The 16,345-nt window shown below is 44.5% G+C and carries 14 protein-coding genes; 12 read left to right on the forward strand and 2 right to left on the reverse strand.

Annotated features, from left to right (window positions below; translation table 11 throughout):
* Window positions 1-10: 10 nt before the first annotated feature.
* From MHM98_RS06660 to MHM98_RS06700, 9 genes are all read left to right on the forward strand, one after another.
* The gene (locus MHM98_RS06660) at window positions 11-796 is read left to right on the forward strand and encodes an ion transporter (RefSeq protein ID WP_239438479.1); all 786 of its coding nucleotides are present in this window, start codon (window positions 11-13) and stop codon (window positions 794-796) included.
* A 179-nt stretch (window positions 797-975) separates the two neighbouring features.
* Window positions 976-1,359, forward strand: a complete 384-nt coding sequence (locus MHM98_RS06665) for a BlaI/MecI/CopY family transcriptional regulator (protein ID WP_239438480.1) — start codon at window positions 976-978, stop codon at window positions 1,357-1,359.
* Window positions 1,359-2,321, forward strand: a complete 963-nt coding sequence (locus MHM98_RS06670) for a M56 family metallopeptidase (RefSeq protein WP_239438481.1) — start codon at window positions 1,359-1,361, stop codon at window positions 2,319-2,321. The genes MHM98_RS06665 and MHM98_RS06670 overlap by 1 nt, the downstream gene beginning before the upstream one ends.
* Before the next feature lie 79 nt (window positions 2,322-2,400).
* Complete coding sequence (locus MHM98_RS06675; protein WP_239438482.1) at window positions 2,401-3,741, forward strand: TolC family protein; 1,341 nt, start codon at window positions 2,401-2,403, stop codon at window positions 3,739-3,741.
* 37 nt (window positions 3,742-3,778) lie between these two features.
* A complete protein-coding gene (locus MHM98_RS06680) occupies window positions 3,779-5,017 on the forward strand; it encodes a biotin/lipoyl-binding protein (protein ID WP_239438483.1) in 1,239 nt (412 codons plus the stop codon).
* Window positions 5,018-5,026: 9 nt separating this feature from the next.
* The gene (locus MHM98_RS06685; protein WP_239438484.1) at window positions 5,027-8,164 is read left to right on the forward strand and encodes a CusA/CzcA family heavy metal efflux RND transporter; all 3,138 of its coding nucleotides are present in this window, start codon (window positions 5,027-5,029) and stop codon (window positions 8,162-8,164) included.
* Between the two features lie 47 nt (window positions 8,165-8,211).
* Window positions 8,212-8,859, forward strand: a complete 648-nt coding sequence (locus MHM98_RS06690; protein WP_239438908.1) for a HupE/UreJ family protein — start codon at window positions 8,212-8,214, stop codon at window positions 8,857-8,859.
* A 22-nt stretch (window positions 8,860-8,881) separates the two neighbouring features.
* Window positions 8,882-9,409 (forward strand): hypothetical protein, encoded by a 528-nt coding sequence (locus tag MHM98_RS06695; RefSeq protein ID WP_239438485.1) that lies wholly within the window; start codon window positions 8,882-8,884, stop codon window positions 9,407-9,409.
* Between the two features lie 27 nt (window positions 9,410-9,436).
* A complete protein-coding gene (locus MHM98_RS06700; protein WP_239438486.1) occupies window positions 9,437-9,796 on the forward strand; it encodes a DUF6488 family protein in 360 nt (119 codons plus the stop codon).
* 25 nt (window positions 9,797-9,821) lie between these two features.
* Here MHM98_RS06700 and MHM98_RS06705 read toward each other — a convergent pair whose 3' ends face one another.
* Both MHM98_RS06705 and MHM98_RS06710 read right to left on the reverse strand, forming a co-directional pair.
* Window positions 9,822-10,334 (reverse strand): hypothetical protein, encoded by a 513-nt coding sequence (locus tag MHM98_RS06705; RefSeq protein ID WP_239438487.1) that lies wholly within the window; start codon window positions 10,332-10,334, stop codon window positions 9,822-9,824.
* 448 nt (window positions 10,335-10,782) lie between these two features.
* Window positions 10,783-12,555, reverse strand: coding sequence for an ABC transporter ATP-binding protein/permease (locus MHM98_RS06710; RefSeq protein WP_239438488.1), 1,773 nt, complete (start codon window positions 12,553-12,555; stop codon window positions 10,783-10,785).
* Window positions 12,556-12,770: 215 nt separating this feature from the next.
* On the opposite strand from MHM98_RS06710, the gene MHM98_RS06715 reads away from it, so the two are divergent.
* The 3 genes from MHM98_RS06715 to MHM98_RS06725 all read left to right on the forward strand — a co-directional run bounded on the left by MHM98_RS06715 (window position 12,771) and on the right by MHM98_RS06725 (window position 16,318).
* The gene (locus MHM98_RS06715; protein WP_239438489.1) at window positions 12,771-14,195 is read left to right on the forward strand and encodes a sodium-dependent transporter; all 1,425 of its coding nucleotides are present in this window, start codon (window positions 12,771-12,773) and stop codon (window positions 14,193-14,195) included.
* A gap of 143 nt (window positions 14,196-14,338) precedes the next feature.
* Entirely contained in the window at window positions 14,339-15,010 is a 672-nt protein-coding gene (locus tag MHM98_RS06720; protein WP_239438490.1) for a response regulator transcription factor, read from the forward strand.
* Between the two features lie 3 nt (window positions 15,011-15,013).
* Window positions 15,014-16,318, forward strand: coding sequence for a HAMP domain-containing sensor histidine kinase (locus MHM98_RS06725; RefSeq protein WP_239438491.1), 1,305 nt, complete (start codon window positions 15,014-15,016; stop codon window positions 16,316-16,318).
* Window positions 16,319-16,345 lie beyond the last annotated feature (27 nt).

A 16,345-nucleotide genomic window follows, 5' to 3' on the forward strand; every position in this document is an offset into this window, starting at 1 on the left:
TCAATTCCCTATGTATGAATCGTTAAAATTCAATTTAAATCGACTGAAAAACAACAAAATTTTTGAATTATCTGTTGTTACCGTCATCATTATTTCCGCGCTTGAAATCGGCGCCAAAACCTTCGAGTTACCAGACAGTGCCATCTCTATCACCGATATTCTCGATATTTTTATTACCGTTTTCTTCCTGTTTGAACTCACTATTCGTTTTATCGCAGATGAAGATAAAAAGAACTTCTTTAAAAAAGGTTGGAATGTCTTCGATACCCTAGTTGTGGTGATCAGCCTGATTCCAATTAACGATTCCGAAATGGCCCTCCTCGCCCGTCTAGTGCGCGTATTCAGGGTGCTGCGAATGGTGTCGGTTGTGCCTGAATTACGTGTTCTAATCAACTCGCTAATCAAAGCACTTCCACAACTAGGTTATGTTATCTTATTGATGTTTATCATCTTCTACATCTATGCTGCTATCGGTAGTTTCGTATTTGCGCAAATTAATCCAAAGCTGTGGGGCGACATCGCGATCTCGATGCTAACCCTGTTTAGAATCATGACCTTTGAAGATTGGACAGATATCCAATACGAAACCATGGAAGTTTATCCAATGTCTTGGGTGTTCTATCTATCGTTTATCTTCTTTACCGCTTTTGCTTTCCTCAACATGGTAATAGGTATCGTGGTTAATGTGATGGAAGAAGAACACGCGCTTGCCCGCAGTGCCAAAGAGCCATCGATGACCGAGTTACAAGACGAAATTCGCGAACTCAAAGCCATGATTGGCGAGCTTAAAAAATAGCTTCAAAAGTAACTTAATAAGCAAAATAACAAACGCCGCGAATTACTGCGGCGTTTTTATTTCCATCGCAATTAATTCCTTTGTTTTCACTAAAGCATAAAAAACCTATTGACGATAGGTTTTTAATCTCTACAATAAACCCATCAACAATCGGTTTTTAATTACATTAGGTCACAACCATGAAACTCGGTGAATTAGAAAAACTCGTACTTCACTATTTATGGAACCATGATTCACGGGATGTGAAACAAGTTTTTACCCACTTCGAACGCATTCGCGGTGGTAGTCTTAATACCTATCAAAGCACCTTAGATCGTCTGTATAAGAAAGATTTACTGGCGCGCGAGAAGGTCGGGCATGCATTTCAGTACCGTGCTAAAGTCGAACGTCATGAGCTAATTGGTCAGCTAATTAAATCGGTGACGAGTGACTTTATGGCGGAAGATGATTCGAGTCTAGTCGCGGCATTCTCATCACTTTCCAAAGACTTTAACGTCGAGCAATTAGATAAGCTAGAACAGCTTATTGACGCCCAACGTCAGAAGCTCAAGCAGGAAGGCTAATGTTGCAAGACAACCCGTCAGTCATTCTCAATATGCTTACCATCGCCGTGTTAACCTTCGCGCTGGCTAACAGTGCTGTGTCAGCAGTGGTTAGCTTATTGGCGCAGCGTTTTCTCACAACTGAAGTCAAATCACGCCGCACCATGCTGTGGTTGCTGGCCGGCCTCCCTTGGTTTGCCAGCCTGTGTGTTACGGGTTGCTTTCTCTATAAATACTACGCTAGCAATCCCTTTGAGCAACCATTCCAGTTTGCTCACTGGCATCACATGGCGAGCTTTAATTGGCTAAGCTGGCACGGCGTAACATTGGTTATTGCTCTTTCATTAATTAGCTATGTGCTAATAAGTAAGCTGTGGCAACTGCTTAAGCACCACCGCCAATTGGCATTACTGACGCAGTTTTCTCAGCCGATTGAAGACAATCTCTATCGTCTCGAAGCGCCTTATGCCAGTGCCTTTACCAGTGGATTTATCAATAAGCGCTGTTTTGTAACAGATAATCTAATGGCTAATACCACGGCGCAAGAGCAGGCGATTATTATTGGCCATGAGCAGGCTCATGCAAAGAATAACGATCCCTTTAAAAAGTGGTTATTTAGCCTACTGTGCGCCTTTTTTATTCCGGCGATTGGTAAACGTTTAAAGCTACACATGACGCTCGCCATGGAGCAAGATGCCGACAACGCAGTCATTAATCATCAGCAAGATTCTACAATGGTTGCCAGTACGCTAGTGAAAATAGCTCGTTTAAACGCGCAACAAGTCCCCATTTGCGATAACGATTTAGTGGCCAGCTTTGGCGCTCAAGTATTAGAGCAACGGGTGTATTTCTTACTGGGACAATTAACACTCAAACCGGCAAATAAAGTCATTACCACTCTATTTATCGGCGCAACATTATTGCTGTGTTTAGGCTCTATCGATGCCTTGCACCATTTTATAGAAACCATTTTTAATCACTAAACGCACAACGTATCCGTGCGTTTTTTATTAAGCATAAAACCGATTAACAATAGGTTTTATGCTAGTAAACGAGGACACCATGTTATTAAACAAACTGTTATCTTGCACAAGGTCATCAACTAGCCGTTGCTGTAGATTTCATTTACACAAAAAACCGATTGGCAATAGGTTTAAACAGTGGCCGCTATTATCATTAACGGCCCTTTCACTCCTTAGCGCGCCAGCGTGGAGCCAAGACATTACCGCTGATGCAGACTTAAGCCTCAATCAAGCAATTAGTAAAACCCTGGCGCAGCACCCACAACTGCGCAGCTATCAATATGCCAAGCAAGTTGCCGATGGCCGGTTGCAGCAGGCCGCCACAACTACTCCCTACTCCATTAATGCGCGTGTGGAAGATGTGTTAGGCAGCGGTGAATACCGCGGTTTATCGGGCATGCAAACTAATCTAAGTATTTCATGGCTATTAGAAAATGACGTGATTGATTCGCGTATTGTTGTGGCTAAGAGCCAAGCGCAGCTTAGTCAGTTTGAGCGCCAACTGACCGCGCTTGATGTCGCCGCCGATACCGCGACTCATTTCATCACCCTGCTATCACAGCAAGAACAGCTATCTCTCGCCAAACTAGCCCAACGCACAGCGAGCGATATGCTCACCCAAATTAGTCGCCGCGTAGCCGTTGGACAACTCACCGCAATTGATGAGTTGCGCGCTAAGGCTAATTTATCGATAAAAGCATTGGTGGTAGAAGATCTTACTCATGAAATCGAGGCTACCAAGGCACAGCTGGCAGCGCAGTGGCAAGGCAATACCGAATTTAATGTCGCAGGAAATCTGCAAGTTATTCCAACGAGTAAGCAACTCGATGGATTAATTAAGCAACTAAAAAACAGCCCACAGTTTTTACACTTTGCAGCGCAGCGCCAAATCATGCAATCGCAGATGGCGTTAGCTAAAACGACGGCGCAACCAAGTTGGAAATTCGATGTGGGTATTAAGCGCAACGAAGCTATCGATGACACGGGATTCACGGCAGGCATTAGCATTCCTTTTGGTGGAAAAAACCGTAATCAAGGCAGGATTCGAACGCTCAATGCCCAGCAGCTACAAAACGAAGCGCAAGCCGATGCTTGGTATAGGCAGGTGAGCAAAGAGTTACTGCTAATTAGCCACAAGATCAGACACAACAGCCATGTCATAGAAACGTTATCTAATGAGACTATCCCAACGTTAGAGCAAGCTAGTAATCAAGCGAAGAAAGCTTATCAAATCGGTAGTTTGCGTTATAGCGAATGGAACGATGTCCAGCAGGAGCTTATCACCACACAAGGCGAGCTTATCGAGGCATACACCAATATTGCCTTACTCAATATCGAGTTAGAACGCCTCGCTGGTGTATCGCTTTCCGCCAGCGAATAAAACAAATTTTAAGAAGATTATTTATAAAGAAACCATTATGAAAAAGAATCCAATTATTAGCGCCCTACTGCTCGGCCACATCGCCCTCGTTGGTATCACAAGCAGTCAATCCGTCTTTGCTGGCGGCAGTCACGCTCATCAGCCAGCCTTGACTGACGAAGTAGAGAAAGGCCCCAACAACGGCCGTATGCTTCGTGATGGCGACTTAGCCATTGAACTAGCTATCTTTGAGACAGGTGTGCCGCCAGAATTTCGCATCTACGCTACCAATAATGAGACCGCAATATCACCGTCTGATATCGACATCAACGTTAAACTTACTCGTTTAGGCGATGTGGTGGATGATATTAGTTTTTTCCGTGAAAACGATTACTTACGCGGTGATATGGAAATTTACGAACCGCATTCATTCGCCGTGACTCTAACAGCTACTTACCAAGGTAAGGACTATCACTGGCACTACGATAACTTCGAAGGTCGCGTCACCATTGCCGATGATCTTGCCAAAAGCATGGATATTCAAACCAGCATAATAGGTCCCAAGGCACTGCATCAGCGCCATCAAGCTTATGGCAAGTTAGTACTAGCTCCTAATGCTATACGCAATATAAGTGCGCGTTTTGCTGGCGAAGTGAAAAAGCTTCACATCACTCAAGGGCAATGGGTAACCAAGGGACAAAAATTACTGACGGTTGAGAGTAATAACAACCTGAGTAATTACGACATCAAGGCACCGATGGCGGGATATATTAGCGCTCAGATGACAGGAGTCGGTGAACAAACTGGTGATAAAACACTATTAACTATTGCCGACACTCGCCAGCTAATTGCCGAAGTTGCGGTCTATGGCGAGATGAAAAAAGTCGTCCCTAGCGCTCCCGTTGCGCTAACCATTGGCGATACCACAGTTAATACCAACTTTTTCGATGCGCTGCCGCAGCTGACAGATAATCAGGCAAAAATTTACCGTGCTTATGTCGATAACAGCGACGGTAAATTCAGCCTAGGTCAGTTTGCTAAAGCCAGTATTTCACTCGGTACCTTTAACGCAGTCATGGCTGTTAACAAAGACGCGCTGCAAGCCTTTCGCGATTTCACCGTGGTGTACACCAAAATCGGCGAGCAATACGAAGTGCGTATGCTAGAGCTTGGTCGCGAGTCCGATGGTTGGGTTGAAATTCTCAGTGGTATCAATTCCGGTGATAGCTACGTCTCTAAAAACAGTTACATCATTAAAGCCGATATCGAAAAATCTGGCGCATCACACGATCACTAAGGACATCGCATGTTAGAAGCTATTCTCAAGTTTGCGATCCAGCGTAGCAAACTCATCATGATACTGGTGCTCGCCGTTGCAGCACTCGGTATTTACAACTTTACTAAGCTGCCAATAGACGCAGTGCCTGACATCACCAATGTACAGGTGGTGATTAACACCGAAGTAGCAGGTTACACGCCGCTTGAAGTCGAGCAGCGTATCACCTATCCACTAGAAACGGCGCTAGCAGGTGTGCCCAATCTTGAATACACCCGCTCGGTATCCCGATACGGCTTATCGCAAGTTATTGCGATTTTTAAAGACGATACCGATATTTACTTTGCCCGCCAGCTCGTTAACGAGCGCCTAAGCGCGGCAAAGTCTGAACTGCCAGCGAATGCAGAGCCAGAGCTTGGTCCTATCGCAACAGGGCTTGGCGAAATATTTATGTTTACCGTCGATGCCATCGACGGCGCCACCAATAGTGACGGTAGTGCCATTACGGCAACACAGCTGCGCACTGTTCACGACTGGATTATTCGCCCTCAGCTAATGCAAGTTGAAGGTGTGGTAGAGGTTAATCCGATTGGCGGCTTTGAGCGTGAAATTCTCGTTGCCATCAAGCCAGAGAAACTGATGGAATATGGCTTGTCTCAGCAAGATGTGATTAGCGCCATTGGCAGCCACAATCAAAATCGCGGCGCGGGATTTATCGAGCGTAACGGCGCTCAATGGCTGATTCGCCTGCCGGGACAAATCGAAGATATTCAGGCTCTTAACAACGTGCCAGTTTCAGGACGTGGTACACAGATCATTACCATCGGCGATGTAGCTACCGTTGGCGAAGGCAAAGAATTACGCTCTGGTGCCGCTACTCAAAATGGCCGCGAAGTGGTGTTAAGCACAGTATTTATGTTGATTGGCGAAAATAGCCAACAAGTTGCCAAAGACGTGGGTGAGCGCCTTGCTATCATCAACCAAAATCTGCCTGACGGTGTAGTCGCCAATGCGGTTTACGATCGCACAACCTTGGTCAATAAAACCCTAGACACGGTGAAGATGAACCTCACCGAAGGCGCTATCTTAGTCATCGTTATCTTATTCATCGTGTTGGGAAATTTTCGCGCCGCGCTACTTACCGCAGCAGTGATCCCATTTGCCATGCTAATGACAGTAACAGGCATGGTGCAAACCAAAACCAGTGCCAACTTAATGAGCTTGGGCGCGCTAGATTTCGGCCTCTTAGTAGATGGCGCCATTATCATTGTTGAGAACTGCATGCGCCGTCTATCTCAGGCATCTCACAACGCTGTACTGCCACTAAAAGAGCGCTTGGCCTTGGTGTTTGATGCAACGCGAGAAGTGATTCGTCCCGCGCTATTTGGCGTCTTTATTATCACCGCTGTTTATCTGCCAATCTTTGCCTTATCTGGCGTTGAAGGCAAGATGTTCCACCCAATGGCGATTACCGTAGTCATTGCACTGGTTAGCGCGATGATCTTATCCGTTACCTTTGTGCCAGCCGCTATTGCCCTATTATTCAAAAAACCGGTGGTTGAAAAGCACAATATAGTGATGAGCAGCGCCGAGAAGCTCTATCGTCCACTACTTAACATCGTCATCAAAGCCCGTTGGTTAGTGATTATTATTGCCGTAGGCTTAGTAAGCAGCGCAGGATTTGTAGCCAGTAAGCTTGGCAGCGAGTTTGTGCCTAACCTTGATGAGGGCGATATCGCGATGCACGCCCTGCGTATTCCCGGCACCTCCCTTAGCCAATCTATTGAGCTACAACGTGAGCTTGAAGCCCGTATTGCTCAGATGCCCGAAGTCGAACGCGTATTTACCAAAATTGGTACGCCAGATGTCGCCACAGATCCTATGCCGCCAAGCGTTGCCGATACCTTCGTCATCTTAAAACCACGCGAGCTATGGCCAAATCCTGACAAGTTAAAGACAGAGGTAGTGAGTGAACTCGAAGCCATAGTTACACCAATACCTGGCAACAGGTATGAATTTCTACAGCCTATTCAAATGCGCTTTAACGAGCTGCTTGCTGGCGTGCGCTCAGAGTTGGCCGTTAAAGTATTCGGCGATGATTTCGAGACGCTAGCCGCTACTGGTAAAGCCATCGAAAAAGCCATCGCTAAGGTAGAAGGTATTCGTGATGTATCACTAGAGCAAACCAAAGGTTTGCCGATGCTCACTATTGTCGCTAACGACCAGCAACTCGCCTTTTATGGCCTTAGCAAGCAAGCGTTGCAAGAGCAGCTAGCCGTTGCCATGGGTGGCATCAATGTTGGTAAGTTTTACGAAGGTGACAAGCGCTTTGATATCGTGGTGCGCCTTGGTGAGAACGATCGCAACAATGTCGATCAACTGCTTAATTTCCCTATCACCTTAACGGATAACCAGACTGTACCGTTAAGCCAGCTGGCAACTATTGAGATGGTTAACGGCGCTAATCAAATCAATCGCGAAAACGGTAAACGCCGTGTGGTGGTGACCGCCAACGTACGCGGCCGCGACCTTGGCAGTTTCGTCAAAGACGTGCAGCAAGCCATTAACGCGCAAGTGGAATTACCCGCAGGTTATTGGATTGAATACGGTGGCACCTACCAAAAACTGCAATCAGCTTCAGAGCGTTTGAGTATTGTAGTCCCTGTTACCCTGATCTTAATTATCGGCTTACTATTACTAGCAATGGGCTCATTTAAAGACTCGATGATTATCTTTAGCGGCGTACCTCTGGCGCTAACTGGCGGTATCTTTGCCCTAGTGTTGCGAGATATTCCATTCTCAATATCAGCTGCTATCGGATTTATCGCATTATCAGGCATCGCCATCTTAAATGGCTTGGTCATGGTGTCCTTTATTCGCGATTTACGCGTAAAAGTCAGTCTTGAAGCGGCGATTATCACAGGTGCTGTGACACGTTTACGCCCAGTACTCACCACAGCACTAGTGGCCTCATTGGGCTTTATCCCTATGGCGCTTAACACTGGCATAGGCTCAGAAGTACAACGCCCACTAGCCACCGTAGTGATTGGCGGCGTTATTTCATCGACGCTATTGACACTTTTTGTACTACCAGCACTTTATCGTCTGCTACACAAAGACACTTTTAGTTCAACCGATTCAACCGACTCAACACAGGAAACAATTTAGTGAATAAAGCAAAAATACTCCTGTTACTGCTTATTTCGACGCTGCTAATGGCACTGACATCATTCGATGTCCTTGCCCATGGCGTTGATGATAAGACCCGTAACTTTTTAGAAAACAACAGTGGCGTGCACATTCTGCCATTTATCTATATTGGCGCTAAGCACATGGTGACAGGCTATGATCACCTGCTATTTTTAGTGGGCGTATTGTTCTTTATCCGCCGCGCTAAAGAGGTATTAATTTACGTTACCATGTTTACCGTTGGCCACTGTATTACCCTGATGAGCGGTGTATTGGCAGATATTCAAGTCAATGCGTATCTTATCGATGCCATTATCGGTTTCTCAGTTATCTACAAGGGATTTGACAACCTTGGCGGCTTTAAACGCATCTTTGGAGTGCAGCCTGATCCGAAAAAAGCCGTGCTTATTTTCGGCCTCTTTCACGGCTTTGGCCTTGCCACCAAAATCCAAGAGTTTGGGCTGCCAAGCGATGGTCTAGTACCCAACCTTATCGCCTTTAACGTTGGGGTAGAACTTGGACAAGTACTGGCGCTGATCTTTATCTTACTCGCCATCAATATTTGGCGTCGCCACCCAAGCTTTATGCGTTTTTCAGACTGGACCAATACCGCACTCATGAGCGGCGGCATTATGCTGGTTGGCATGCAGCTAACTGGCTATTTCATCAACTAATTCAATTTATAGAGAAGTCACAATGGAACAACATCAATCAACAATTTCACTCGTAAAAGCGAGCTTACTCGCCAGCGTTGTCGCGATTATTACGCTAGTGCTATTTATCTTACCGGCAGAATACAACATAGATCCGACGGGCGTTGGTCAAAAGCTTGGCCTAACTGTATTTAACGAAGAAGCCTCAGATAGTGCAGGTTTAACAAGTAAGGCGGGCAAAGCGAGCAGCGGTGAGCAAGAAAGCGTTATCGTTACCGTACCAGCGGGACGCGGCGTAGAGTACAAACTTGCGATGCAACAATATCAAAAAGTGGCCTACGAGTGGATGACCGACAACGGCGCGCTTTATGTCGACTTACACGGCGAGCCGCAAGGTGATACGACTGGCTATTTCGAGTCTTACACCATTGCCACCAGCGACAGCATGAAAGGCAGCTTTACCGCCCCATTTTCAGGCTCTCACGGCTGGTACTGGAAAAACACCAGCGACCAAGACATTCAAGTACAACTTATCTTCAGTGGCGACTACGTCATCGAAGGCCTTAAATAATAATTTATTAATAAATAGGAAAACATCATGAAATTAATCAAAGCATTCTTACTACTAGCCACTGTTGTAACATCAAGCGGCGCAATGGCCCACGGCGGTGGTCACGGCGCTATTGAAGGCGATAAAGCTGTCGCCTTAGCCCAAACCTCAGCCAAGATGCTAACCTTTAAATCTTATGAAATGTCGGTAGGAAAATTAGATAAGTCATGGAATCAAGTCACCAAAGAGCAGTTTATCTTAGTGGAAGAAGGCAAAGAAAACTTCATCGTAAAAGCCACCAACAAAGCCAACAACCAAACCTTATACTTCAACGTCAGCAAAGAAGGCCGCATGACTGAAGTATCTGAATCAGCAAGCTTTGAAAAAGCCCATGGTCATCAACATTAACAAAAGCGATAATTTCAGCTAAGTTTTATTTGGTAGGTGCTTTACGGTACATCCCATCAAAAACCTGTTGCCAAGTTTTTCCCTTATCATTAGACACCATCCACTGCTGGCGCACTGTGCCATCGGTATTTGGTGTCCAGATAATTTTATTGAGGACTTCTTTGCCATCAGCATTATAAGTTAAGCCGCTGAGTGTCATTTTTCCTTGCTCAAACTTACCATCGAGTTGCAAAAGCGTGCCACTATTATCAATCCACGTCTGATGCCATTGTTGCGTCGTCGCATCATAGATATTAAGGCTTTTTCCCTGATAACCCGTTGCCGTGGTGTATTCTTCTAAAATACCGCAACCGTCATTAATTGAAGTGATGTTACTCTGACTCACATTAGTATTTTTCGAATTGGTGACTTGCCATTTACCGAGCCAAAAATCAAATTGACGATACTCTGGCACAGTGCACTTTGTTTCAGCATTAACCGATAACGATGTCCCGAATAAAACAACTACAGCAGCTAATATTAGGAGTTTAATGTTCATTTTAGTGTATCCTCGATGTTATTTTTCAACTACTTACGAATGCAAATGGGCTTCAATGAGGTCAAGTTACCATGAAATTACCTAATACAATTGCTTTATTGGCAACTCTTCTTTTATTACCTACATTGTCTGAGTTCATTAGTACCTTAACGAGTGCGGCCGGACTTACCGCTTTTTTTCAGTCAGCGTCAATAAACGGCGTCGCAGATCCCAAGTTACTTTCTGGCTTCCTTGCCAGTCATATCGTTTCCCAAATCCTGTCGATAGCTATTTTGCTCCCAGGGTTAATATTCAGTTTTATAGCGATAATCAGGCTCAAGTACACCGCTGCTTGGTTTAGGCGAGTACTAACCGTCTATCAGTGGTTACTTATCCTCTCTTTGCCAATAGTCTCATTCATTGGGTTATTGATTTGGTGGCTAAAAAGAAAAATACCCCAAAAATCACCTTAACCTTCAGATTGCTGCAACTCCCACAACGCTGCATACTCACCGTTTTTCGCCAATAACTGCTGATGGGGACCTTGCTCGGCAATGACGCCGTCTTTCATGACGATGATATTGTCGGCATCGACAATGGTGGATAGGCGATGAGCGATTACCAAGCTGGTATTATTGGCGGTGACCTCATTAATTGCCGCCATGATTTGCTGCTCACTGTAACTATCAAGTGATGATGTTGCTTCGTCAAATACCAGCACATGAGGGTTCTTTAAAATGGTACGGGCAATGGCAACTCGCTGCTTTTCGCCGCCAGAAAGCTTAAGGCCACGCTCACCAACCGTGGTTTGCGCTTTGTCGGGTAGGCTTTCAATAAACTGCTCTAAATGCGCCAGCTTAATGGCTTGTGCAACGTCATCATCACTTGCATCTGGTCTGCCGTAACGAATATTTTCTTCGAGCGTGGTGTTAAACAGTACGGTATCTTGCGGCACTATGCCGATGGCTGCTCGCAAAGATTCTTGGGTAACGTCTTTTATATCTTGACCGTCAAGCGTAATTGCGCCGTCGTTAACATCGTAAAAGCGATATAGCAGTTTGACCAAGGTAGATTTTCCGCTGCCACTTGCACCAACGACAGCAACCTTTTGACCGCGCTCAATGGCAAAGTTAATCCCCTTGATGATGGGGCGTTTTTCGTCATAGGAAAAATAAATATCGTTAAATTGCACTCTGCCCTTTTCAACGATTAATTCACCCGCATCTTTTGCATCGACAATAGCTGGCTTTTTATCGAGCAGTGAAAACATCTGCTCAATGTTTGCTAACGATCCTTTAATTTCGCGATACACAAAGCCCAAGAAATTCAGCGGCATAAAAATTTGCATGGTAAAGGCGTTGATTAGTACAAAATCACCGATGGTCATGGTTCCTTCACTAACCCGATAAGCCGCTAATCCCATCATCGATGTCATAGCAATAGCGATAATAAATGCTTGGCCGCCATTTAGTGCAAACAGTGATAATCGATTTTTTCGGCGCGCTTGTTCCCATACCGCAAGTTGCTCGTCATAAGCATTGGCTTCATAGCGCTCGTTGCCAAAATATTTTACCGTTTCATAGTTAATTAAACTGTCGATGGCACGAGTATTGGAAGTCGAATCCGCCGCATTAGCCTCGCGAATAAACTTGGTACGCCAATGAGTTGCTTTTACCGAATAGCTCACATAAGTCACCACCGCCAAGCCGATAATCAGTGCAAAGCTATAACCATAATTAAATAGCAATACGCCAATAACAAAGCACAGCTCTATAAAGATGGGAACGATGTTAAACACCATAAAACGCATCACGAAACTAATGCCAGTGATCCCGCGCTCCATATCACGGGCTACGCCACCTGTTTGGCGATTGAGGTGATAATTTAAGTCGAGCTTGTGTAGATGATTAAAGACTTCAAGACCAATGCGGCGCATCGCTCGTTCAGTCACTCGCCCAAACAAGGTATCGCGCAACTCCCCAAATAACACCGAACTCAATCGCAAGGCGCCATAAGCAACAACTAGAGCGATGGGTGCAGCCAGTAGCTGCTTGGCACTGTCGAGATCATCAACGATATATTTGAGAACAAAGGGTAAATAAACCGTAGCCACCTTCGCCATAATCAAACAGCCAACAGCGATAGCCACCCGCCATTTATATTCAGTTAAATAAGGCGCGATACTTTTAAAAACTGCCCAGTTTACTGTATCAGGCACATCCACTTGCTTCATTGAACGCATTAAACAATTCCAGTTTTAGTTATTACGGCTAGTTTACGCAGCCCCTCACCTAGTGTCAGTATGATTTTTAGGCAGTGTTCATTTATTTTCACACTCTTTAACAAAAAGTCTACAAATCAGCGGTTCAAAGGTGAGACATTCGCTAAAATCCCTGCTAGCATCGAGACAGATAAATTGGTAGTTATAAACCATAATAAAAACAAAAAGGTTTAAGTATGAACGATAACAGAGAGCAGTTTGGATCTCGTCTTGGGTTTATCCTAGCTGCGGCAGGAAGCGCAGTAGGTATTGGTAACCTCGTTGGTTTCCCAGTTAATGCGGCAAAAAATGGTGGCGGTGCATTCCTCGTAATGTACGCACTTTTCGTTGTTGCCTTGTGTTTACCAGTAATGATGGCTGAATTGGCTATGGGCCGCGCCACACAAAAAGGGCCTGTTGGCGCTTATGGTGGGCTGTCTTCATCAACGAGTAAATGGCGCATCGCCGGACTCATGGGGGTCCTGACCCCGTTTATGATTGGTATTTTCTACACCGTTATCAGTGTTTGGATCTTAGGTTACCTATTTATGGCAGCCACTGGCGATCTCGCTCATTTAGCCACCGATGGCACCTTTGGCGGCTTTGTCAGTAGTAATTATATCTTTGCCGCTATGGTTGGGGTTGTTGCCATCATCTACCTAATTCTAAAAATGGGTGTACAAGACGGTATCGAGAAAGTATCTAAAATTCTCATGCCTGCACTATTCATTATGCTAATTGGTTTGGTAATTTTCGTACTAACTCTAGACAATGCCAGTGCTGGGGTTGAATTTTACGTAATTCCAGAGTTTTCAAAAATTACCGCATCGGTAGTTAATGGCGCGCTATCGCAAGCGTTTTTCTCATTGTCATTAGGTATGGGTATCTTGATTACCTACGGCTCTTACCTAAGTCGTAAAACTAACATTGCTAGTTCGGCAAAAATGGTAGCAATTGCAGATACTTCAGTGGCTTTCATCGCCGGTCTAATGGTAATGCCTGCAATTTTCTCGTTTAACCCATCGGTTGATCCAACTGAGTTAAGCGATTCATCGGTGAGCTTAATTTTCGTATTGCTACCTAAAATCTTCTTAGCGCTTCAAGCCTCAATCGGTTTTATTGGCGCAAGTATCGTTGCAACGCTATTCTTCTTGCTCGTATTCTTTGCTGCAATTACTTCGTTAGTATCTATTATCGAAGTACCAGTTGCCTACCTAATGGATGAGAAGAAACAGACTCGTCAAAAAGCACTTACCACTATCGGTATTTTCGGTGGCGTGTTAACTATTGTGGCGAGTATGTCGCTGGGCATGGTTGGCTTCTTAACAGAAATGGTAACCTATGGCGGTAAAGTTAAGTCGTTCTTCGATATCATTATCGACATTTTCTACGATACCATCTTGCCATTAAACGGTTTATTGGTGTGTTTATTTGTTAGCTATCGCTGGAAGAAACACAACTTGAATCAAGAGATGAGTGATGGCGATGCCAGCTACGAAGGTTCGTTAATGCAAAAATACGTTAACTTCTCGCTAGGCACTTTCATCCCAGTTATTCTGCTAGTGATTTTCCTAAACACCGTAGCAGATAAGTTCTTTGCTTATTCGTTATTTGGGCTCTAATACTTCCGTAGAAATGAAAAAAGGCTGCAACTAGCAGCCTTTTTTATTGCCTATACGTAAACTCATACCTTAAGCACAATGTCACATTTTTATCACACTGGCCTTTTTAAACTATTCCGTGATAAAACTACCCAATGCCTGCAATGAAATTACTATTAATTGAAGATCACGCCGAGATCTCCAAAGTCATCTTTGAATACTTTGAACTTAAAGGTCATGAGATGGATTACGCCAGCGATGGCAAACACGGCATTGAGCTCGCCACAACCAACCACTACGACATGATTATTCTCGATATTATGCTACCGCAAATAGATGGTCTGTCAGTGTGTCGTCAGCTGCGCCAACAAGGCAATAACACACCAGTGATTATGCTCACTGCCTGTGATGAAAAAGAAGATATTCTCAGTGGTTTCGAACAAGGCGCCGATGATTATTTAGTAAAACCCTTCGATCTCAATATTCTTGAAGCTCGCATTAACGCTATTTATCAACGTTTTGCCGGAAAAAGAGCGGTTAACGAACTCTCGTTCAATGACTTAGTGCTCGACCTCACCAATCATCAAGCGCTCCGCGGTGAATGTCACTTCACGCTTAACAATGCGCAGTTTAAATTACTTAAACTGCTCATGTTAAAAAGCCCCGGTATTGCAACAAGAGAAGAAATAAGTCGCGAATTATGGCAAGACGACGAGCCAGATGAAGATTTGATCCGCAATCACGTCTACCGCTTACGCACACTCATCGATAAACCTTTTAAAAAAGGCTACATTAAAACTATACCCAAGGTGGGATACCAACTGTCTATCGGATAATTTATGAAAAAACTTTATACGGCCAAGCGGTTAACCATCATCTATTTTTCGTTAATCGCCATTGCCCTCGCCTCACTGCACCTATCCGTTTATCAGCTTACCACCAGCGATTTAGAGCAGCTTTACGCCAACAATAGACTCACGCATATCAAACGCTATACCACCGAATTATTCGCTAATAAATCGGTAAAACAACAAGAAAAAATCGAAGTCAAAACGCATCAACACCAAGAACTCGATCGCGGTTTTACCATCTACATCGACCTAACGAAATTGCCCTCTGATGTTCCTAGTGCCAACGAAATTCCTTACGATGAAGCAATAGAAATCATTGCCGAGAATTCACCAGCACTTGAGCGAGGCAAAGATTACTTTGTGCAAAAGAGTAAAATCAACTCTCTCGATGGCTGGATTGATGTTTACTTTGTCGTAGATAATAGCCTTTATGAGTTAAGTGAGCGCCAACTACTCGCATTACACAGCAAGCAAATAATAATTTCGTTAGCGCTCTTATTCGTCAGTCTAATTGCCGTGATTAAAATATCTGACAAGCTTACTAGGCCAACATCAGATCTCGCCAAAGCGCTGTCTAATCGTCCCGCCGACGATTTGTCGCCACTACCCAAGGGCAATAATCTAACAACCATTGAACACGCCAAGCTCATCGATACCTTTAACCATTATCAAACTCGAATTGGCGAGTCTATTGAGCGTGAGCGATCGTTTAACCGCTTTGCCAGTCATGAATTGCGCTCTCCTTTAATGGTGATGACGGGGGCGTTGAACATTCTCGAAGTATCAGATAATCCACAAGTCGTCGCCAAACAACACCTAAGGCTGAAAAACGCTACCTCCACCATGACAGAATTCGTCGATATCTTACTCAGTCTGACTAAATCAATTGCCACTCAACAAAACCAAACACTAACTATCGACCGTGCCGCAATCGGCGAAATTATCGAGCATCATCACTATCTATTAGAAAACAAAGCAATTGAGATAGTGATAGACATTGAGCAACCAACACAAGTTAATTTACCCAAGGCGGCATTTCAAATACTGCTAGGTAATGTAATAAAAAACGCTTTCGCTTATACAGTTGAAGGCGAAATAAAGATAAAGGTGCAGCACGATAAAATTACGGTGGTCGACAGCGGCAAAGGACTCAATAGTGCAGATTCAACCGCAGATGGCTACGGGTTAGGATTACTAATCGTCAAAGAGTTATGTCAAAGATATAACTATCAATTTTCACTTACCGACAATCAAAATAACGGTTGCAGCGCAGAGATTTTATTCAAACCTTAAATAATAGTGTTTAAGCGAACACATTTT

It is taken from the genome of Psychrobium sp. MM17-31 (assembly GCF_022347785.1).
GTDB lineage: Bacteria > Pseudomonadota > Gammaproteobacteria > Enterobacterales > Psychrobiaceae > Psychrobium.